Below are 21,651 nucleotides of genomic sequence, written 5' to 3'. Positions count from 1 at the left end.
ACTTACATCCTTTCCAAAGTTCGTAAATATAAAATCGCATAATTAGTTTTTGCGTCATGAATTCGATTTTCTCTAACATATTGTTCTGCCTCTTCTAATGTTAATTCTAGTATTTCTATAAATTCATCATCATCACCAGCTACTTTTTCCTCTAATGTTTCAAGCTTATCACTAACATAAATATACATCAGTTCATCAGCAAAACCCGGGGATGTATAAAAAGAGGCAACAAATTCTATTTCATTTGTCGTGTACCCTGTCTCCTCTTCTAACTCTCTTATGGCGGTTGTTTCTGGATTTTCTCCTGGTTCAAGCTTACCTGCTGGTATTTCTACTAAGGATTTTTCAAGCGGTTTTCGGTACTGTTCAACAAAAACGATTTTTCTATCTTTTGTAATTGGAATGATTGCAACTGCTCCAGGGTGTTTTATAATTTCTCGTTTTGACGTCTTGCCATTAGGAAGTGTCACATCATCCACCTGTAAATGCACCACTTTCCCGTTGTATATTTTTTCTGTCTGTATTGTTTTTTCTTCAAATTTTTTCATTTTTAATCCTCCGTACGTTTATTTTCCCCATTCTATCACATTTTAATAGCTATTCTCTGTGAAATAGTTGTATTCTAATGGATTCATTTTTACACTAGTCTTATACGGAATAATGGAGGTCGAATATATGAATACAAACCGTTTGGGAAAATCAGAGTTGCATGTTTCAGAGTTAACACTTGGATGTATGTCTCTTGGCACAGATTCCTCTAAAGCAAAAAAAATTATTGACGCTGCACTAGATGCAGGGATTAACCATCTTGATACCGCCGATTTATATGATTTTGGAATGAATGAGGAAATTGTTGGTGAGGTAATTAAAGACAAACGAAAAAACATTATTTTAACATCAAAAGTAGGAAATCATTTTGACCTGGACAAACAGGATTGGTATTGGGATCCATCTAAGTCTCATATTAAAAATGGACTGAAAGCTAGTTTACGCCGACTTCAAACGGATTATATTGACTTTTATATGTTACATGGTGGGACAATTGATGACCCGATTGACGAAACAATTAAAGCCTTTGAGGAATTAAAACAAGAAGGTCTTATTCGTGCGTACGGAATTTCTTCAATTAGACCAAATGTGATACGCGAATATGTTAAACGTTCCACCATCGATGGTGTGATGATGCAATACAATATGTTTGACCGTCGCCCTGAAGAAGAAATATTGTATTTGCTGGATCAACACTCTATTAGCGTCCTAGCTCGTGGACCGCTTGCAAAAGGTATGCTCACAAAACATGGAATGAAGCAAATAGAAAATAAAGCCAAGGACGGATTTCTTACCTATTCCTATGAAGAATTAGTTAAAATTCATGAAGCATTAACCAATCTCGTTGACACATCATCATTGAATCAGACAGCATTCCAATACATTTTGCACCATCCAGCGGTTGCTAGCGCTGTTTTTGGTGCTAGTTCTGTTGATCAAGTGCAAGAGAATATTTCAAACTACACTTCACAATCGATTTCTAATTCTCTTTACGAAGCTCTGCAAGCTACAACGAAGGCAATCACATATGAAAATCATCGCTAAACCGAAGCCACCGCTTCGGTTTTTAATTTTATTATAGAACTAAAATTTCGCCATAAATTTTATCGATCGATCAAGCTTCCTAGTAATTTCCATTGATAATTAGTTTCTCGCTACATATAATAGGAACAAACGTTCTATTATTATGAGGTGATATTAATGGATTATTCCATATACCCACGACACGATGTATTGTGTATCGATATACGTTCCTTCTACGCCAGTGTTGAAGCAATAAAATTAGGCCATGATCCAATGGAAGTTCAACTGGCTGTTGTTGGTGATCCCAATCGATCCGGCAGTATTGTACTTGCTGCCTCGCCTATATTAAAAAATAAACATGGGATTAGCAATGTCAGCCGTTTCTTTGAGTTACCAGACGACCCCGAACTCTATATTGCTAATGCGCACATGGCAGACTACTTACATGTTTCGATGCAAATTACAAAACTAATTGAACAATATGTACCAAAAGAAGCAATTCACCAATATTCTGTTGATGAGGTCTGGGTGACGGTTAACGGGCTAAAGAAATTATTTGGTGATCGTTGGGAAGTAGCCAGGTTAATAAAAAAAGATTTGTTAGAGTATTTTGGTGTAACGTGCGCAATCGGTATTGGTGATAATAAATTTCTAGCTAAGGTGGTTATGGACTTATACGCAAAAAAATTTGGAATAGCCGAATGTAAATATGAGGATGTAGAAAAGATGTTATGGCCTTTCCCTGTTCAAAGTATTTGGGGTATAGGCAGCAAAATGCAAAATAACTTGAACAGGATGGGAATTGTCACACTTGGGCAGTTAGCAAATGTTCCGTTAAACCAACTAACAAAACGATTTGGGGTGATGGGAGAGCAGCTTTACTGGCATGCATGGGGTGTTGACCTTAGTCCCGTGTTAGGAAATTTTACAAAAACAGAACAAAAAGGATTTGGTCATGGCATCTCACTATTACGGGATTATTCAAAAAATGATGTAGCTGCATGTATTCTCGATTTATGTGAAGAAGTGTGCCGCAGAGCTCGAACAGCTAATAAAGCCGGTAGAACGATTCATCTCGGTATCGTGTATTCAAAGGTAACGGGTGGAGGTTTTAATAGATCACGATCAACCTCTCTTCCTACCAACATTACAATGGAGGTTTATGGTGTTTGCATGCGCTTATTTAACGAGTTTTATGATGGGATGAGCGATATTAGACATGTTTATGTAACACTCACTAAACTATATGATAATAATGAAACACAATTGGATTTGTTTGATGACCGACCGAAGAAAAAAGATATCGGTTATGTAATGGATTCAATTCGTGCAAAATATGGTTCAACCGCAATTCTGCGTGCTACGAGTTATACAGATGCAGGTATTACCATTGACCGAAGTACAAAAATCGGGGGCCACCAAGCCTGATTTACCGTGAAGATAAATAACGTAAATTTTCACCAAATTTTCCATGTTTTATCTTTCAGAAATATGATAATATTGTTTTATTGTTGTAAAAACAGAAGATAACAATATGGGGGTACATTATGAAGAGAAGTCTACTTAAACACCTGTACTGGATTGTTCCAGGGATTATTATAATCTTCGGATTAACGTTATTGTTCTATCAAAATTTCGAGAAGGTTACGGAACAACCTGAACAAAACTGGAGCAGAGGCTTATCGGTTGGTACAACAGATGTGAGCAAGCTCCAACCTATTAGAGAGACAAAAAACGGAAACTTAATTGTTACTAGATTTGAAAATGGAAAACTAGCCAATACAACGTTAAACAAAGAATTCGTTGTACAAAATACGGAAACATTTGATATCCCAGTCGATAAATGGACACAAGTTTATCAAAATGGTGATCAGATCATTTATTTTGACTACACGAACATATACGACAAAGAAAAAAATGAAATTGTAAAAGACGTTGAAGGATTTTATCCGTTAAAATCAACGATTCTTTACGTTAAAGAAAACGTTCTCTATCAATTATTACCAGAAACAAAAGAATCGACTAAACTGATGAATATTGACTTAGAGAAAAAATCTATCAGCACACAACAAAATGAGGATGGAATACAGCTATTAACACATTCATTAACATCAGGTGAGTTAAACATAACGATTTATCAATTAAATGAAGGAATACTTACGGAAAAGTATCAAACTAAGGTGGATATAGTTCCAGGTAAGATTGTTACAAATATAGAATTTGCTCAGAAAGGTCAAAAGGTGGCTATTTTACTTCAGGAGCAACTGGAATCACCACAAGGTCCACCACAATTTTTTAACTACCTATTGGAAACTACCATTTCCGATCAACAATCAGGTCCATTACGTGAATTAACTTTTCATGACCCGAAAGGAAATCGAAATCTAAGTGAAATAAACAGTGTTGAGCTAGCGTACATGAATGATGAACTGAGCTTACTATTTCAAGCAAATGGACTAACCAACACACAATACAACGATGATAGTGCATTTAATATTTACAAAGCGGTTATAACAGATAATGGCACAACGACAGATCGTCGAAGCAATACTCCAGCCATTTCTACCAATCCACAATGGATAAATAATGAAACGGTTGCATGGATTGACCTAGATTCGGATGGCAATGTAATCAAGATTTCTTCTAGTAACATCGCTGCAATTAAAGCAGCGTCTGGATTTAATAGTGACGATTGGTTACGTGCTCTTGGTAAAACACTTGGAATGATCTCTTCAGGACTTTTTGCAATCGCTATTTCAGCAATATGGTTCATTTGGCCAGTAACCTTTATTGCTATCATGCATTTTTTCAAAAGTAGAATCATACAACGCGATCCTACCTGGATTTTTTATGCGGGAATAGGACTTTATGCAATTGCAGCATTAATTTGGAAGGATAAAATATTTGTAGACAATATATACGTCGAAGCACCAGGTTATTTAACCTTCGATGGAAGTTCATACTTCTATATGTTACTGTTTGGAATTATCGCTTTTCTGCTCGTTCGAATCATCAAACGGGTAAATGATTGGGACAACACTGCAAGAATGATCTATTTTGTAGGAATACACATCATACTAGTAACAACATTCTTTGGACCTTATTTAATATAAAGGATGTAAAAAACAGTCCACAAAAGGACTGTTTTTTTATTGGTTGTATTCTAAAAGCATCCTCATTTTTTATTAAACTGATTTTTTAATACAAATTCCATCGTATTTGGAAAAAGTGTGTAGAACTTACTGCCGAATTCCATCCATCTAGGCATATTAATTTCCCGTTTTCTTTTAAATAAGTACTTCACTATTTGCTTAGCAACTTTGTCTGGATCCAGCATGAAAGCAGCTACACTTAACTGGTACTTTCCTGTAGGATCTGCATCAACAAAGAAATTCGTTCGTACTGGCCCGAGATTTACTGTTGTGACTTTAATATCTCTTGAAGCCACTTCCATTCGTAGGGCATTAGTAAAACCAAGTACTGCGTGCTTCGTTGATGAATAAACGGATGATTTCGGTGTTGCCATTTTACCAGCTTGTGAGGCTATATTTATTATGTGTCCTCCCCCATTAGTTAGAAAATGGGACAAAACTTGTTGTGAACTTTGGATTACTGCTAATACATTTAACTCGAACATCTTTTTGGCTTCGTCCCAATTCAATGATTCAACGTATTCAAATAAGCCAGAACCAGCATTATTGATTAGCCCCAATACCTGAGGATGATCCAGTAAAACCTTTTGAAATACGGCGTGACGACTATTCTCGTCTAACAAATCGACTTGATAACAATAAGCTTGTATCCCGAACGTTTCTTTCAATTGATAACTTATACTCTCCAGCTTATCAATAGATCTAGCGAGCAAAATGGGTATCCCACCATTCCGGGCAATCTGCCAAACGAGTCGTTCACCGATCCCACTTGATGCACCTGTTACAATAATTTTTTTAGACGTTACCAGCTTATTCAACAAAATCACCTAATTTGCTTTATAGTAATAGACGCCATCAACCAATGTTTTTTGAACTTTTCCCTCAACCTCAAGAAAGTCGAGCTGACCAATAGTCTCAGACATAGTCAAGTCAAGCTGCTTAGCAATTTGCTTCGGAAATAATTTTTGGCAAATTTGAAAAGGCGTTTGTTCAACCTCATGTAACATATGAAGAACTTTATCTGCTCGTTGCTCTTGCCGATGGAGCTGAGTCGGAATCAACTCATCGATTGTTGAAAATGTCTCCCCGTGTCCTGGAAAAACAGTAGATATCCCAAGTGATAAACATTTCAACAGATTTTTGCGATATTGGACAAGTGGTTTGGCGCGTTCTACTTCCCCACCATGAGGTGGTTCGATAATCGGGTTTGGTGAAATATGAGCTAATATATGATCTCCACCGATAAAAGCCCCATCCCGTTCCCGGAAAAATGATAAATGGCTTTGCGCATGTCCTTTCGTATCAATTACCCGCCAATCATCATGGCCCGGTAAACGGATCCCCTCTTCCAAAAATGTGGTTAACTTCCCTTCTCCTCCATATTGTAAAGGATCATCTAATTTTTTTAGGAAGCCATTAAATGATGCCGGAACTCCAGAAGCAACGAAAAAGTTTCGATAAAACGCTTCATAAACCGTAAAAAAAGATGGGTCTCTAGTGAGCCATAAATCATTATTTGGATGACCTGCTAATGTTTCGGCACGTGGGAATTGTTCCACCAGACCTGTGTGATCTGGGTGATGATGAGTCAAAATAATTTGCTCAATATCATTTGGATAATATCCTAATTTTTTAAGTTGAAATGTTAAAGCTTCCCACGCTTCTTTTGTTTTTACACCAGCATCGATTAATGACAAGTGATCCCCTATAAGTAAATAAACATGTGTATCACCAACTGCAAAGGGTGTTGGTACCGTCAATTTTTCTATTGTGTCTTGTAAAACGCGCATGCTAAATCCCCCATAATGAATGATCATTCATTTTTTCTTTATTTTATCGTTAATTGGCATGAATGTCACATATATTAGCTTTTCGGGATCAAGAGATGTTGGACTGCTTCTGATAATATATGCGGTAAATACTCAAAGCTATAAACTAATTCAAGGCGTTCCGTCCACTGATGTGGTGCCTTCCCTAATGGTCCGATATTTAATACTGGCATCGTTAATTTTTCCATGATATCTTCTGGAAAAACGAAACCATTATGTTGCAATGGCATATTAACTGTTAACTGATTTAATTTACTTTTTGACGATACTGGACCAAGAAAGCTTAAATCGGATAGACCGGTAAAAAACTCTGCAACAGTTAAGTCCATTTCATAATTTTTTGATGTATATGATTTTACATGGTCCATGATATTTTTAATATATAGATCGTGATATGATGATACAGCAGGATAAAATGGTGGGCTATAAAATAATATAATCATCGGTGCCAGATCCTTACACATTGTGGCTAGGTCTTGCACAAGGATAGTAGAAAAGTCTCGATCTCCTGTATCACGTTGGCTAACCAATAAGTTTTGACGACGATCTACTTCGTGTTGTCCGTGTCGTTTTACCGCTTCTTGATATAAATCTTCATACATCATAACGGTTACACCAAAGTCTGGCATCGTAAAATCTGTGGCGATAGTTGCATAGTTTCCAGCCTTCTGCTTTACGTACGCTTCTATTTCGCTTGCGGCTTTTTTGGTACTAGTAAGTAATTTTTCATTAATTTCAGCAAAGGTTTGTTTCAAATACAATACATTGTACATAGAAATTGCTGCATTTGGTGTTTGTACCGAATATTCTTCTTTTAAATCACGTTGCATTAAACTAACGGGCGGCGGTGTTACTTCATCGTCGATTTTTTCGATAAATGTTTCATTTAATTCCAACTGCTGGGACAAAAAACTCACCATTAGGTTAGGATTAATTCCAGCAAATGGCTCTCCCACATGGGATTCTTTACCATAACAATAAAAACCAGGGAGCACCTTTCCAATTGATCCAGCATAAACATAATAAGCGGGATCACCTGGGTATTTACTAAACATTGGTTCGCCATTTAAACAGGCTTGATAGACTAAATCTTCTTCTTCTTTTAGCTGATTCAGAACGGGAAGTGCTGTTAGCATCCCTTGGGAATTAACTTCCTCATCTGGAACGGTAACAAGTAAAATATTCCCGTCAAACTCATCATCAATTGCTTTTTCAATTAATGACAAATGAAGTGCTAATCCTGCCTTCATATCCATTGTGCCACGGCCAAATAGCCACTCACCACTATCGATATCCTTTTGAACCTCTTCAGGTAATTTATCTTTTAATTTATTTAATTCACGCGTCAATTCACGAGGATGAAAGGCTAGGTTTTGTAATGAACCATAATCTTCTACCCCAACTACATCAAAGTGGCTTAATAAAATGACCGTTTCTTTCTTATTACCTTGTTTGACCAGTGCGGTCAGTAATCTTCTACCATCTTCTAGTGGGTGTAGCTTCAAATGTTGTTCATTCGACTGAAAATACTCCTTTTGAGCAAGTAGATGGTGGATGTATTCCGGAAGTGCAATTTCTGCACTACTTCCCGTAATACTTTGATGATTGACAAGCGAGCATAATAAATCAGTCAGTTCTTCCTTTGTTTGCCAATTTTTCAATGTAATAACCTCCTAATAAATTGACTTTTCTACGCAAATAAAACAAAATCATACTTGAGGTGAAGCTATTGTCTACAAAAATCATAGCACATCGTGGTGCAAGTAAACTAGCACCGGAAAATACATTGCCTGCGTTTGAACTCGCGTACCAATATGGCGCAGATGGTATTGAGACAGATGTTCAGTTAACAAAAGATAACATACCAATACTTATCCATGATGAAGTCCTAAAACGAACAACAGACGGTTATGGGTATGTTAAAGATTATACATACAAAGAGTTAAAAAAATTAGACGCAGGTGCGTGGTTTTCATCATCTTTCTCAAACACGAGACTACTATCGTTAGTCGAATTTCTCACCTGGATAAAGGATAAGCCGTTATATTTACACATTGAGCTAAAAAATAATAAGATAGACTACAAGAACTTAGAAGAAATTGTATATAAGTTGTTAATCGATTTTCAGTTACTAAATCGTACCACACTCTCCACGTTTAATCCAAAGAGTGTAAAGCGGATAAAGCAAATTGATAAGCAAATGGATGTAGCCTTTCTTACGTCGAGAAGAAGACGGAATTTAGTAGGCTATGCACAATCACTCGGTGCCGATGCCGTACACATTAAATATCGATTACTCAGTCGTAAACTAGTAGATCAATGTCTAGCGGAAAACATGGATATTCGTGTTTATACTGTTAATAAAGCTCTACACATTAAGCGCTGTTTCAATTTGAAGTGTGACGGAATTATTACCGACGTACCACACGAAGCACGTGAAATAGAATTAGGAGGCTACTAAATGGCAAAAATATTTTCACCTATCACTTTTGGTAAGGTAACAATTAAAAATAGAATAACAATGTCACCGATGTGCATGTATTCTTGTTTCGACGAGGATGGTAAATTAACTCCTTTTCATCTAACTCATTATGTATCTCGAGGGATTGGACAAGTAGGGCTCGTGTTCACAGAAGCTACAGCAGTACAGCCTGAAGGTAGAATTTCGGCACAAGATTTAGGAATTTGGGATGATGCACATATAGAAGGTCTAAAAGAGCTAAATGATCAACTACACGTATATGGTGCTAAATCGGGTATACAATTAGGACATGCAGGAAGAAAGGCAGATCTGAAAACAACAATTCATGCCCCTTCCCCTATTGCATTTAACGAGGATTATAAGGTACCAAAAGAAATGACAATTGATGACATCAAACGTACAATTCAAGCATTCACAGACGCTGCTAGGCGCTCAAAAGAAGCGGAATTTGATTTTATTGAATTGCACGGTGCACACGGATACTTAATCAATCAATTTTTATCACCATTAACAAATAAACGTACAGATGAATACGGAGGATCAACGGAAAATCGTTACCGTTTTTTATCTGAAATTATTGAATCAGTAAAAACGGTTTGGGACGGTCCATTATTTGTTCGAATTTCAACGGATGAATATAACGAAAATGGTAATACACTTGAAGATTTTTATTATTTTACAAAAGAAATGAAGGCACAAGGAATAGACTTAATTGATTGCAGTTCCGGAGGAGTAGTCCCAGCGAGAATTTCTCCGTATCCTGGATATCAAGTACCACGATGTGAAGCAATTAAAAAAGAAGTATCAATTGCAACTGGTGCGGTTGGGCTAATTACAACAGGTATACAAGCTGAAGAAATTCTGCAAAACGATCGTGCTGATTTAATTTTCGTTGCACGTGCCTTACTAAAAAATCCATACTGGGCAAAACAAGTTGCCGATGAACTGAATGAGACCATTGATGCTCCAACCCAATATAAACGTGGATGGAAATAGGAGGCGATTGAATTGCAATTGATATTCCTAGGTACAGGGTCTGGAGTTCCATCCAAAGAACGTAATGTTTCCTCCCTAGCTTTAACATTGCATCAGGAACAAAATAGCATTTGGCTTTTTGATTGCGGAGAATCAACACAGCATCAAATTTTACACACGTCAATTAAACCTAGAAAAATTAACAAAATATTTATAACACACTTGCATGGAGATCATATTTTTGGTTTACCAGGTTTGTTAAGTAGTAGATCGTTCCAGGGTGGGAATGACACGCTTACAATTTACGGACCAGTTGGGATTAAAGAATATACAGAAACAAGTCTAAAATTAAGTGAAACTCATTTAACGTATCCACTAGAGTTTGTAGAAATCTTTGAAGGAAAATTGTTTGAAGATGATATGTTTAAGGTATATTGTAAGAAACTTCATCATGGTGTACCGAGCTATGGATTCCGAATCGTGGAAAAGGACAAACCAGGGGAATTACTCGTTGATAAATTAAGGGACAAAGGAATACAACCAGGACCAATTTATCAACAAATTAAGGAGCAAGAAACAACGATATTACCAAATGGTGAAAAAATTGCAAGAGATGAATATCTAGGTCCACATAAAAAAGGAAGAATCATTTCCATTTTAGGCGACACACGAAATACGCATACAAATCAAGACTTCGTGTACGGATCAGATGTGTTGGTGCATGAAGCCACCTTTAATGAAGAAAGCGAACAGCTTGCCAATCAGTATTTTCATTCAACAACTGTACAAGCTGCTAATTTAGCTAAAAATGGCGATGTTCAGCAACTCATTTTAACTCACATTTCATCACGGTATCAAAAAAATGACTATCAACACCTCATTCAAGAAGCTCGCTCTATTTTTCCAGAGACAGAGCTTGCACACGATTTCTTTGTCATGGATATCCATAAATAATCGAAGGAGTTGTTATGTATGTTGAACCCATATCAATTATTAGTTGATGAACAACGAACTTTTTTTAAATCTGAAGCAACCTTTCCTTTTGCATTTCGTAAAAAACAATTGGAAAAACTTCGAAACATGCTGAAATCCAATGAAAAAGATATCTATCAAGCTTTAAAAAATGATCTAAATAAATCAGAGAATGAAACGTTGACAACCGAACTAGGATTTCTATACAGCGAAATAGACATCACAATTAAGAACTTGAAGGAATGGATGAAGGAGAAGAAAGTAGATACACCGATTACCCATAAAGGGTCAAAAAGCTTTATTGTTGCCGAACCCTACGGAGTAACCTTAACAATTGCACCTTGGAACTATCCTTTACAGCTAGCAATCACTCCTGTGATTGGAGCAATTGCAGCTGGAAATACTGCCATAATAAAACCGTCCGAATTTACACCAGCGACCTCGGCAGTGCTTTCAAAAATGGTTGCGGAAACATTTGACCAACACTACATTGCCGTGGTCGAAGGTGCCAAAGAAACGAGCCAGCAGTTACTCGATTTACGATTTGATTATATTTTCTTTACTGGTAGTACAAATGTCGGAAAAATAGTTATGAAACAAGCAAGTGAACATTTAACTCCAGTTACACTAGAGTTAGGTGGAAAAAGCCCTGCAATCGTTGATCATGATGCAAATATAAACTTGGCAGCAAAACGAATTGTATGGGGAAAGTTCACTAACGCTGGTCAAACCTGTGTTGCACCAGACTTTATTTATGTACATGAAAAAGTAAAAGAAAAACTATTGAAGGCAATGAAAAAACATATTAAATCATTTTATGGTAAGCACCCTATTAAAAGCCAAAATTATGGGCGCATCGTTAATCAGGATCATTTTAACCGATTACTAGGATTACTAGTAGATGGCGATATCGTGCACGGGGGTACTACTAATTCTGAAGCATTGGAAATCGAACCAACGATAATTGACAATGTAAATTGGAACGATAAAATTATGCAAGAGGAAATTTTTGGCCCACTCCTTCCGGTTATAACGTTCCAACACACGGAAGAAGCAATTTCAATTCTAAAAAACAAAGAGAAACCTCTAGCATTATACTACTTTAGCGAGAATGAAAAATCACAACAAAATGTGATGAATCGCCTATCATTTGGTGGTGGTTGTATCAATGATACATTATACCATTTAGCTAATCCAAATCTACCATTTGGTGGTGTTGGTAATAGTGGAATGGGTTCTTATCATGGTAAAGATAGCTTTGATACATTCTCCCATAAAAAAAGCGTCTTAAAACAAACAACGAAATTCGATATCCCCTTACGCTACCCAGGTAGCAAAGTAGCGCACGGAATAATTAAGAGGATTATGAAGTAAGATCATCTATACTATAAACAAGCTCACACCGGTTAGAGGTGTGAGCTTGTTTTTTGGCTTTTTCATAAAAAATTTTGTTACTTACTCTTCGTAGTTGAAGTAAATTGCGAACTAGTGAAAATTCATGTTTATGGTAACAGCAACGCTGATTTCCGCTACGGGCAAGGCTAGTGAAGAAACATTTTCAGGCGTACTGGAATGATTGCATGCAAGATGTCAGCTAGCGGACACACGATCCCTTATTTGTGAAAAATAAGGGTAAATGCGGTTGTTATCGGACTCAGGATTCCTTATTTGGATAAAAACAGTTGAAAATCATGTTTTTTAGCTGAATAAGGCATCGTGTGTCCGTTAACCCTCAAAATAAAGGCAAAAAAGGTAAATAGGGCATCCTCAGTCCGATAGTCGCTAGCCCCCTACTTAGTTCGCAGTTTACGTATCTTGTGCAAAATAATTTTTAAAAACAGCCTTTATTTTTCGATATCAATCCATTTATAATTCGGTGCTCCGACTTTATATGTTACATAGTTTTTCACGTATTCCTTTTGCATAAATGCGGTTCCGTTTTGATAAAGAGGAATTAGTACGGCGCTCTCTTCTATTAACATTCGCTCCGCTTTTAACATTGCATTCCATCGTTTCAACGGTTGATCTGCTATGATTCCTTTAGCACCCAATATAAGTTTATCGTAAGTTTTATTCGAGTAACCTGTATGATTACCAGGACTATCTGTAATGAATAGATTCAGATACGTAAGTGGATCATGATAATCTCCATTCCATCCTGTCATAATCATTTCGTAATTTTGTGTAACATTTGCTTCAATACTCGCTTTTGGTGGTAGATTTTTAATCGTAATCGTTAAACCTGGAAGATTGTTTTCTAACTGATACTTTATATTTTCTGCTAATTGCTTTGATGTACTTGAATCTGAACTGATTAAAGTAAATTCAAGCCTCTCTTTCCCTAGTTCGTTTAATCCTTTTTGCCAATGTGCTTTAGCCTTTTCAGGATCATAGTGTGTTAGATTACCATTTTCCTCTCGAAAATCTTCACCAGTTTTTGGATTCTCCGAAAGTCCCGTTGGTACGTTACCATGTGCAACGATTGATCCATTATTTAAAATAGAATTCACTAGCTTCTTTTTGTTAAGAGCCATATTCATTGCCTTGCGGATATTAAGATTTGCTAGATTAGTGCTTTTACCGTCTTTTCCTTGGTTCATTTTAATATATGACATCGCACCAGTTAAAAAGGTATGAAACTCATCATCACTTCTGAATTTGTCTACAAAATCGCCTGTTAGGTTTACTCGATCAAGCTTTCCCTCTTGATATAAACTAACAGCTGTCGCAGTATCTTTTACAACATTGACTCGAATTTCATCTACTTTTACGGCATCCTTATCCCAGTATTTCTCGTTTTTCTTATATGTCCAAGATTGATCTGTACCTTCCCAATCAGCTAAGACAAACGGTCCATTAAACAACGTGTGCTTACTGTCTGATGCATATTTCCCGTCCTGTTTCTCAATGAATTCTTTTGGCTGCGGAAAAAATATAGCAGTAGTCAACAGTTCTTTAAAAAATGGAATTGGGTTTTCAAGCGTTACTTTTAAGGTACGATCGTCAAGTGCCTCTACCCCGAGTGAATCGGCTGGTTTTTTTCCTTTTAGAATTTCTGATGCATTCGCAACAATTTCCTCAAACTGTGGTCCATAAGCTGCCCCAGTTTCGGGATTTACAGCTTTTTTCCACGCGTATTCAAAATCGTGTGCTGTCACTGGGGTGCCATTCGACCATTTCGCATCTTCTCGAATGGTAAATGTATAAACCTTTTTATTTTTGCTTACTTTCGGTTCTTTAGCAGCAAGAGCTAGTTCTGGTTCGCCATTTTTATTAAGTCGGTATAAGCCTTCAAATACCTGATTAATAACAGTAAAACTGAAATCATTATCTGCTAGAGTAGGATTTAAACCAGGAATAACTCCAGGCGCACTTAAATAAACTACCTTCTTATTTTGTTTTGAATCTTGATTTGCCGATTTTTCCTCCGTATTTTGGTTACTACATGCTGCCATAAGTAATAAAGCTATTATTAAAATAGGCAAGCACTTTTTTATGTATATCAACAGTTACCCCTCCTAAAAAATAAAAATCAACGTGTTACATTATAATAGGAGTTAACTTAAGAAAACAAGTAAGACAGGTTATAGAATTGATTAAAAAAGCTGTCACTATGCATGACAGCTTTTTCTTTTACTTCTAACAAACATATTCATTTTTTTCATACATGTAAGAAGCAATCTCTCGGTTTCTATTAATAGAATTTGAGAATGAGTAGGAAAATAACGTAGCATACACATTATCACTAAGCTTCTGATGGTTTTCCATCAATTCCTGTGTCAATAGCTTTACACCTGGAATTACTTGATGAAGCGCATTCTCTAGCGATGTTTCCATTAGTAGTTGCTTCAAGGTTCTTGCACTTCCGATTGAATCATGCTTTTTGGTACGTAAAACAACCGATTCTGATGCGTATAACTGGATTGCTAAATCTGACAATTTCATTAGTATTTCTTGCTGATGCTCTATGTGTTCACCAAATTTTCTACGTGCAAATTCTACTAATACTAGATAGATTGCGCGTAAATCCTGAATTAGATCAACCACTTCTTCGGAAGGTTGTTGTTTCTCCACTCGATTAAAGGCATCTTCAACTGCTTTTTTGTAAGGTAAGAGTCCTTTCATCGATTTCTTTAAAAATTGACCAGTTAATAGCAATCGATTAATTTCATTTGTTCCTTCAAAAATTCGATTTATTCGTGAATCACGATACATTTGTTCCATTCGATACTCTTGTATGAAACCAGCTCCACCATGCAGTTGAAGTCCTTCATCCACTAAATAATCTAGCGTTTCGGAACTATAAACTTTGCAAATTGCACATTCCATTGCATATTCGGAAAGGGCTGCAATTACTTGTTTTTGATCATGTTCATCAGTCAATTGCCCCAAAGCAGATTCTAACAAATTAGACGTTCTATACTGCAATGATTCTGCCGCATATATTCGAGCAGCCATCTTGGCAACTTTTTCTTTAGACGCACCAAAATTTGCTAATGGCTGTCGAAATTGTTTCCGTTCCTGAATATGATTAACCGTCTCTTTCAAAGCATACTTAGCTGCACCTACACATGCCGAACCAAGGTTGAATCGGCCTAAATTTAACACTGTAAATGCAATAATATGTCCTCTTCCAATTTCACCAAGCAAATTATCCACTGGAACCTTACAATTCTCTAAAATGACTGACCGTGTGGATGATCCTTTTATTCCCATCTTTTTTTCCTCAGGTCCAAGATGCAATCCTGGGAATTCTTTTTCAACAATAAAGGCAGAGAAATGTTCTCCATCTACTTTTGCATAAACAATAAATGTATCAGAAAAGGAAGCATTGGTTATATAGATTTTCGTGCCATTTAATAGATAATGAGTCTTTGAATCATTTAATACTGCTGTCGTTTTACCTGACATAGAATCTGATCCTGCATCAGGCTCGGTTAAACAATAAGCACCAATAAATTCGCCACTTGCTAGTTTGGGCAAGTATTTCTTTTTCTGTTCGCGTGTTCCAAAATACGTAATAGGCAGAGTTGCTATACATGTATGGTTGGAATGAGCAACGCCATAGCTACCCGTACGACCAACCTGTTCACCAACAATGCCTTTGGTAATTTTATCTAATCCTAATCCTCCATAATTGGCTGGTACACTATGAGCAAGTAACCCAAGATTTCCAGCCTTTTTCAGTAGTTTAACCACAACATCAAAATTTTGCATTTCAATTTCTTTATAGTTAGTTTCCACTTCATTCACAGCAAATTGTTGAGCAGTCTTTTGTATTAATTTATGTTCCTCCGATAAATCTTCTGGAAAAAATGCATCTTTTTCATTTATTTGATTGGTTAAAAAAGACCCTCCGGAAATTTCCGTTAATGTATTAGACAATACCCTTCCTCCCTGATTACCGCCACTTTTTGTATTTCCTTCCTCATAAACGCTCTCCCCTTTACCTTGCTTCCTCTCTAATTGCCCGACGTAATATCTTGCCTACGTTAGTCTTTGGAAGTTCTTTTCTAAATTCCACAACGCGTGGTACTTTATACGAGGCCATATTTTTTCTGCAATATTCCATCAATTCTTCTTCAGTACAGTCCATTCCATCTTTTAATACAGCAACTGCTTTAACGGTTTCTCCACGATAAGCATCAGGAATTCCAACTACAACTGCTTCTTGAATAGCAGGATGCTCATAAATAATTTCTTCTACATCACGTGGGTATATGTTGTAGCCACTAGCGATAATAAGGTCCTTTTTACGATCAATAATATAGACATAACCTTCCTCATCCATATGTGCAATGTCACCGGTATACAGCCATCCGTCACGTAATGCGATTTCTGTTTCTTCTGGCATATTCCAATAACCTTTCATTACTTGAGGACCTTTGATGACAATTTCGCCGATTTCCCCGTATGGTAATTCGCGGTTCCCTTCCTCTAAATCAACAATTTTGTAATCGGTTGATGGAACTCCAATTCCGATACTTCCTGGTTTTCTTGTAGAAAACATAGGATTGCAATGCGTAACTGGTGAACTTTCTGACAGACCGTATCCTTCTAGAATTTGAGCACCAGTCTTATTTTCAAATGAACGTAATAGTTCCCCTGGCATAGGTGCGCTTCCGCTATTACAAATTTTAATACTATCGATTCCATATTGTTCCGCTTTTGGATGATTTGTTAGACCAACGTACATCGTTGGAACTCCAGGGAAAGAGGTGGGCTTTAGTTCTTTTATTGTTTGCAATACTTCTTCTAAATCAAATTTCGGTAACATAACACTCATTGAACCAGTATAGATAGAAAGATTCATACATGCGGTCATGCCAAAAACATGAAAAAGCGGTATGACAGTAAGGTATCGGTCTTGCCCTAATTCAATTCCATCTTTAAAATACTCATATGTTTGCATGACATTAGCAAGGACGTTCGTATGTGTCAGCATTGCACCCTTCGATCTACCGGTAGTGCCACCAGTGTACTGAAGAACAGCGATATCTTCAGATGGATTGATATCGGTAGGATCTGGAGCCTTCGTTGCTTGTTTTAAGAAGTTAGTGAAACCTATTGCAAAGTCATCTTCAGTGTCCCGTCCTGCTAAATTAACTTTAATCACTCTTTTAACCGATGTATGATCAATTATTTGATTTAGTACTGGCAGCAGCGGTTCATAAATTACAATGGTTTCTGCACCAGAATCAGTTAAAATATGTTGCAATTCTTTTCCAACAAGCATTGGATTTACCTGTGTAACCGTACCACCCGTTTGAAGTGTCCCATAGTAACTAATTACGTAATGCGGACAATTAGGAAGCATAATAGCTACACGATCCCCTTTCTTAAAATCATCATGCTGCAGAGAAGCTGCAAAGGCTGCTGTACGCATGCCTAGCTCTTTATACGTTAGTTCGTTTCCATAAAAATGAAGTGCAGGACGATCACTATATGTCGCAATCGAACGACTTAACATGTTATATACAGCTTCATTTGGTATTTCAAGATCATGTTGAATGTGTTCTGGGTAATGCTTTAACCATACCTTTTCCATTACTTATTCCTCCTTAATAGTAAACACGCTTTAATGGTAACGCTTACATTTACATGTTACATAGTTGTGTGTTTCATGATGGAATATCAGGAAAATTAATTTATGGGAGTAACACCAGCTTTCCTTTCGTTTTTCTTCCTTGTAACAAATGATGAACACGAACAGCTTCAGATAACGAATATGTCCCTCCAATCGTAAGCTCAATTTGTCCTTTATTTACATAAGCTAAAAGCTCTTGCAAACTTGACTGGAATAATTCTGGTTTTCGCATGATTTGTGGTAGAAAAAATCCAATTACTGACTGGTTCCGTTTCATCAATGATGAAGGATAGAATTTCGCCTGCTCTCCACTAGCAGCACCGTAAATCACTAGACGCCCATAAGGCGCAAGGCATTTTAGCGTTTTATGGAAAATATCCCCTCCTACCATTTCAAGCGCAACATCAACACCCTGTCCTCTTGTTATCTCAAGAATTTCATCTTCCCATCCATCTTCTGTGTAGTTAACAGTGTGATTTGCACCTAATTTCTTCGCAAGTTGTAATTTTTCAGTACTACTAGCTGTTGCAATTATATTTCCAGCGCCAAATAACTTAGCAAGCTGAACGGCTATTGATCCAACCCCACCTGCTGCAGCGTGAATAAGGACTGTTTCACCTGATTCTACACGTCCCATTGTTCTCAATATATGGTAGGCACTTAAGCCTTGTAATGGAAGGGCAACAGCTTTTTCATACGTCACACCATCGGGAATTGGAATTAAGGAATGTGAATTAGCAACGGCATAATCTGCATAACCACCTGATTCGATTAATGTAACGACTCGCATACCTATTTCTACGCCTTTTACATTAGACCCAACCTTTGAAACTTCACCCGCTATCTCTGCACCAGGAATAAAAGGTAATTTTGTTGGGACAACATACTTGCCTTCCCTCCGTGCAGTGTCAGCATAGTTTACGCCTATTGCTTTGACTTTTATTAATACATCTTGTTCTCCTACTTCCGGAATGTCTGTTTCAATTTCCTGTAATACTTCAGGACCGCCATACTGATTGAATTGTATTGTTTTCAATTTCGACCCTCCAATTTCTATTTACTTACCTTTGGCTGTTTGCAAGGCATATTCTATTAAATTTGCGATAAATGTATCAAAATGCGCAAATCGTTGATCATTCGTTTGACCTTTCTTGTATCGGTAATAAATCTGCTGACAAATTACTGCAAGCTTAAAATAAGCAAAAGTTAGATAAAAATATATGTTAGAAATATCGCGACCGCTCTTTTCTGCATATGCAGTAAGAAATTCTTTCCGAGTATAAAATCCATTTTGAATGGTAACAGGAGGTTTCCCTAGCCCACGCCTTAACAATTCGGGATCATCCGCTTCAATCCAATAGCTTAATGCTGCACCAAGGTCAGCTAATGGATCACCTACAGTTGTCATTTCCCAATCAAATAGTCCAGTCATTTCATTAAAATCCTCTGAAAACATTGCATTATTTAGTTTGTAGTCATAATGAATAATAGTAGAATCATTAGAGTCTGGTAAAGTTGATTTAAGCCATGTTGTTAGTTGATCGACCCCTGGAATATCATCTGTTTTCGAACGCTCGTAACGGTTAATCCAACCGTATACTTGTCGTTCCATAAATCCTTCTGGTTTAGCTATTTTAACTAGTTCTGTTTTCCGGTAGTCGATATCATGTAACGCAACTAACTGATCAACCATCATCTTAGAGATATTACGCCCTAATTCCTTGTCGTAATTCACATTGCTTGGAAACGCTGTGTCTAGCACAATTCCCTTTCTACGTTCCATGAGAAAAAATGGACTACCTACAATCTCTTCATCTTTTGAAAAAATAAAAGGCTTTGGTGCTACAGGATAAATCGGGTGTAATGCTGACAAAATCATGTACTCACGTTCCATATCATGCGCTTTGGGTGCTACTGGTCCAAGAGGTGGTCGACGTAACACTGCTTCCCATTCTCCAACACGAAGAAGATACGTAAGATTTGAGTGTCCAGCACTGAACTGTTTGATTTCTATTGGTTCGTTACCTTGAACTTCTGTAAAATTTTCGTGTAAAAAATTTAGTAAAGGCTTTGTTTCAAGCTCTTCTCCAGGACGAACATCGATAGTATCTTTAAAAGAAGCATTCATTTCAGTATTCATCCCCTTTAAATTTGTATAATCTTATAATCATTCAATTATTTTTCGATTCCACTAAAAATCATATCGGCAAATATAGTTACTAATTCATCTGGTGAGACATCGCCAGTTGATTTATACCAATTATAGCTCCAATTTGTAACACCCAATATCCCAAAAGCAAGCATATCCGCACGTAGTCCCTTACGAAACTCTCCGCTTTCACTACCTTTTTCAATAACATGTTCAATATTTAAACGGAATTGATTACGCTTTTGTTTTATATTTTCGATGTTCTCATTAGCTAAGTGTCGAATTTCACGAAAAAATACGCGAGCACTTGGTCCCTTATCCGAAATATCTTTTATTAGTAACTTAATAATCCGTATAAGCTTCTCCTTTTGTAGCAACTGATCATCATCAATAATGGCATGCTGTCGTATTAATAAATTGGTAATGTATTCATCATGAATATCCATTAATAATTGCTCTTTACTATCAAAATAGTAATAGAAAGTACCTTTTGTCACATCAAGTGCACTTGTAATATCTTGAATAGATGTATGGCTAAACCCCTTTTTTTCAAAAAGTAAGATGCTCTGTTCTGTTATTCTCTCTTTCATAGGAAAACCTCTCTAGTTTGTTTTTTATTTAAGCTCATTTTTCGTAAATTTTGTTACTAAATCATTGAGCATGTGCTCCGCCGTCAACGGTTAAGATATCACCACTAACGTAATCAGATGCTTTAGAAGCAAGGAAAAGTGCTGCTCCTTTTAAATCTGTATCCGTTCCTAGTCGATTCAAAGGTGTTCCTTCTAAAATTTTGTCTTTTCCTGTATAAATTAATCCTTTTGACATTTTGGTTGGGAAAAATCCAGGAGCAATAGCATTGACATTAATATTATGTTTACCCCACTTAACTGCCAAATCCTTGGTAAAGGTTATTACTGCACCTTTACTCGTGTTATATCCGATAGTATCCATATATCTTGGATCTGTACCACCGAATCCAGCTACTGAAGCAATATTTATGATTTTACCTTTATTTTGTTTAATCATAACTTTACCGACTTCTTGGCTCATTAAAAACGTACCAGTAACATTAACATTCATAACTTTTTGCCACGCCTCAATTGGCATATCTACAACTGGGGATCCCCAAGTGGCACCACTATTATTTACTAGAATATCGATTGATCCAAAATGTTTCTCCGTTTCAGCCACAACATGTTTAATGTCCTCAGCATTCGTTATATCACACTTAAAAGCTAGTGAATCTATCCCAAGTTCTTTTAACTTTTCACTCACTTCCTGACATGCCTCTAGCTTACGTGAACAAATCACCACATTTGCACCAGCTTCAGCGAATCCTTGAGCAATTTGTGCACCTAATCCACGTCCTCCACCAGTTACAATTGCTGTTTTTCCTTCTAATTTAAATAAATCTAGTACATGCATTTTACCAC

The 21,651-nt window shown here is 36.8% G+C and carries 18 protein-coding genes; 7 read left to right on the top strand and 11 right to left on the bottom strand.

Annotation, left to right across the window (positions count from 1 at the left end):
- Positions 1–2: 2 nt before the first annotated feature.
- Complete coding sequence (locus tag ACY9Z2_RS07785) at positions 3–548, bottom strand: NUDIX hydrolase (RefSeq protein ID WP_463609061.1); 546 nt, start codon at positions 546–548, stop codon at positions 3–5.
- A gap of 127 nt (positions 549–675) precedes the next feature.
- On the opposite strand from ACY9Z2_RS07785, the gene ACY9Z2_RS07780 reads away from it, so the two are divergent.
- The 3 genes from ACY9Z2_RS07780 to ACY9Z2_RS07770 all read left to right on the top strand — a co-directional run bounded on the left by ACY9Z2_RS07780 (position 676) and on the right by ACY9Z2_RS07770 (position 4,685).
- Positions 676–1,593, top strand: a complete 918-nt coding sequence (locus tag ACY9Z2_RS07780) for an aldo/keto reductase (RefSeq protein ID WP_463609060.1) — start codon at positions 676–678, stop codon at positions 1,591–1,593.
- A 156-nt stretch (positions 1,594–1,749) separates the two neighbouring features.
- Complete coding sequence (locus tag ACY9Z2_RS07775) at positions 1,750–3,000, top strand: Y-family DNA polymerase (RefSeq protein WP_463609059.1); 1,251 nt, start codon at positions 1,750–1,752, stop codon at positions 2,998–3,000.
- Positions 3,001–3,119: 119 nt separating this feature from the next.
- Positions 3,120–4,685: a hypothetical protein gene (locus ACY9Z2_RS07770; RefSeq protein WP_463609058.1), complete on the top strand. Its 1,566-nt coding sequence runs from the start codon at positions 3,120–3,122 to the stop codon at positions 4,683–4,685.
- A gap of 62 nt (positions 4,686–4,747) precedes the next feature.
- On the opposite strand, the gene ACY9Z2_RS07765 is transcribed toward ACY9Z2_RS07770, so the two are convergent.
- The 3 genes from ACY9Z2_RS07765 to ACY9Z2_RS07755 form a co-directional block, all read right to left on the bottom strand.
- Positions 4,748–5,551 (bottom strand): SDR family NAD(P)-dependent oxidoreductase, encoded by an 804-nt coding sequence (locus ACY9Z2_RS07765; RefSeq protein ID WP_463609057.1) that lies wholly within the window; start codon positions 5,549–5,551, stop codon positions 4,748–4,750.
- A complete protein-coding gene (locus tag ACY9Z2_RS07760) occupies positions 5,552–6,514 on the bottom strand; it encodes an MBL fold metallo-hydrolase (protein WP_463609056.1) in 963 nt (320 codons plus the stop codon).
- 74 nt (positions 6,515–6,588) lie between these two features.
- Positions 6,589–8,214 carry a M20/M25/M40 family metallo-hydrolase gene (locus ACY9Z2_RS07755; RefSeq protein WP_463609055.1) on the bottom strand — a complete coding sequence of 542 codons (1,626 nt, stop codon included), beginning with the start codon at positions 8,212–8,214 and terminating at the stop codon, positions 6,589–6,591.
- A gap of 68 nt (positions 8,215–8,282) precedes the next feature.
- Here ACY9Z2_RS07755 and ACY9Z2_RS07750 point away from each other — a divergent pair, with 68 nt between their 5' ends.
- The 4 genes from ACY9Z2_RS07750 to ACY9Z2_RS07735 are packed head-to-tail and all read left to right on the top strand — an operon-like array spanning position 8,283 to position 12,356.
- Positions 8,283–9,014: a glycerophosphodiester phosphodiesterase gene (locus ACY9Z2_RS07750; RefSeq protein WP_463609054.1), complete on the top strand. Its 732-nt coding sequence runs from the start codon at positions 8,283–8,285 to the stop codon at positions 9,012–9,014.
- A complete protein-coding gene (gene namA / locus ACY9Z2_RS07745; RefSeq protein WP_463609053.1) occupies positions 9,015–10,031 on the top strand; it encodes an NADPH dehydrogenase NamA in 1,017 nt (338 codons plus the stop codon). It abuts the gene before it with no gap.
- A 12-nt stretch (positions 10,032–10,043) separates the two neighbouring features.
- Positions 10,044–10,964 (top strand): ribonuclease Z, encoded by a 921-nt coding sequence (gene rnz / locus ACY9Z2_RS07740; RefSeq protein ID WP_463609052.1) that lies wholly within the window; start codon positions 10,044–10,046, stop codon positions 10,962–10,964.
- Positions 10,965–10,982: 18 nt separating this feature from the next.
- Positions 10,983–12,356, top strand: coding sequence for an aldehyde dehydrogenase (locus tag ACY9Z2_RS07735; RefSeq protein ID WP_463609051.1), 1,374 nt, complete (start codon positions 10,983–10,985; stop codon positions 12,354–12,356).
- 470 nt (positions 12,357–12,826) lie between these two features.
- Here ACY9Z2_RS07735 and ACY9Z2_RS07730 read toward each other — a convergent pair whose 3' ends face one another.
- The 7 genes from ACY9Z2_RS07730 to ACY9Z2_RS07700 all read right to left on the bottom strand — a co-directional run bounded on the left by ACY9Z2_RS07730 (position 12,827) and on the right by ACY9Z2_RS07700 (position 21,643).
- Positions 12,827–14,437 carry a peptide ABC transporter substrate-binding protein gene (locus ACY9Z2_RS07730; protein ID WP_463609249.1) on the bottom strand — a complete coding sequence of 537 codons (1,611 nt, stop codon included), beginning with the start codon at positions 14,435–14,437 and terminating at the stop codon, positions 12,827–12,829.
- A 184-nt stretch (positions 14,438–14,621) separates the two neighbouring features.
- The gene (locus tag ACY9Z2_RS07725; RefSeq protein ID WP_463609050.1) at positions 14,622–16,367 is read right to left on the bottom strand and encodes an acyl-CoA dehydrogenase FadE; all 1,746 of its coding nucleotides are present in this window, start codon (positions 16,365–16,367) and stop codon (positions 14,622–14,624) included.
- A gap of 61 nt (positions 16,368–16,428) precedes the next feature.
- Positions 16,429–18,030, bottom strand: coding sequence for a long-chain-fatty-acid--CoA ligase (locus ACY9Z2_RS07720; protein WP_463609049.1), 1,602 nt, complete (start codon positions 18,028–18,030; stop codon positions 16,429–16,431).
- Positions 18,031–18,130: 100 nt separating this feature from the next.
- A complete protein-coding gene (locus tag ACY9Z2_RS07715; protein WP_463609048.1) occupies positions 18,131–19,105 on the bottom strand; it encodes a quinone oxidoreductase family protein in 975 nt (324 codons plus the stop codon).
- Positions 19,106–19,126: 21 nt separating this feature from the next.
- On the bottom strand, positions 19,127–20,197 hold the full coding sequence (locus ACY9Z2_RS07710; RefSeq protein ID WP_463609047.1) for a phosphotransferase family protein: 1,071 nt from the start codon (positions 20,195–20,197) through the stop codon (positions 19,127–19,129).
- 47 nt (positions 20,198–20,244) lie between these two features.
- On the bottom strand, positions 20,245–20,808 hold the full coding sequence (locus ACY9Z2_RS07705; protein WP_463609046.1) for a TetR/AcrR family transcriptional regulator: 564 nt from the start codon (positions 20,806–20,808) through the stop codon (positions 20,245–20,247).
- 61 nt (positions 20,809–20,869) lie between these two features.
- Positions 20,870–21,643, bottom strand: coding sequence for an SDR family oxidoreductase (locus tag ACY9Z2_RS07700; RefSeq protein ID WP_463609045.1), 774 nt, complete (start codon positions 21,641–21,643; stop codon positions 20,870–20,872).
- Positions 21,644–21,651 lie beyond the last annotated feature (8 nt).

Source organism: Virgibacillus sp. GM2-2 (assembly GCF_055329585.1).
This window is presented reverse-complemented; position numbering and strand designations above follow the sequence as displayed.

Excerpts from the sequence above, each read along its gene's own strand:
- ACY9Z2_RS07710 (WP_463609047.1), bottom strand. The coding sequence starts at position 20,197 with ATGAATGCTTCTTTTAAAGATACTATCGATGTTCGTCCTGGAGAAGAG.
- namA (WP_463609053.1), top strand. The coding sequence starts at position 9,015 with ATGGCAAAAATATTTTCACCTATCACTTTTGGTAAGGTAACAATTAAA.
- ACY9Z2_RS07780 (WP_463609060.1), top strand. The coding sequence starts at position 676 with ATGAATACAAACCGTTTGGGAAAATCAGAGTTGCATGTTTCAGAGTTA.
- ACY9Z2_RS07760 (WP_463609056.1), bottom strand. The coding sequence starts at position 6,514 with ATGCGCGTTTTACAAGACACAATAGAAAAATTGACGGTACCAACACCC.
- ACY9Z2_RS07705 (WP_463609046.1), bottom strand. The coding sequence starts at position 20,808 with ATGAAAGAGAGAATAACAGAACAGAGCATCTTACTTTTTGAAAAAAAG.
- ACY9Z2_RS07785 (WP_463609061.1), bottom strand. The coding sequence starts at position 548 with ATGAAAAAATTTGAAGAAAAAACAATACAGACAGAAAAAATATACAAC.
- ACY9Z2_RS07770 (WP_463609058.1), top strand. The coding sequence starts at position 3,120 with ATGAAGAGAAGTCTACTTAAACACCTGTACTGGATTGTTCCAGGGATT.
- ACY9Z2_RS07720 (WP_463609049.1), bottom strand. The coding sequence starts at position 18,030 with ATGGAAAAGGTATGGTTAAAGCATTACCCAGAACACATTCAACATGAT.
- ACY9Z2_RS07735 (WP_463609051.1), top strand. The coding sequence starts at position 10,983 with ATGTTGAACCCATATCAATTATTAGTTGATGAACAACGAACTTTTTTT.
- ACY9Z2_RS07700 (WP_463609045.1), bottom strand. The coding sequence starts at position 21,643 with ATGCATGTACTAGATTTATTTAAATTAGAAGGAAAAACAGCAATTGTA.
- ACY9Z2_RS07730 (WP_463609249.1), bottom strand. The coding sequence starts at position 14,437 with ATGGCAGCATGTAGTAACCAAAATACGGAGGAAAAATCGGCAAATCAA.
- ACY9Z2_RS07775 (WP_463609059.1), top strand. The coding sequence starts at position 1,750 with ATGGATTATTCCATATACCCACGACACGATGTATTGTGTATCGATATA.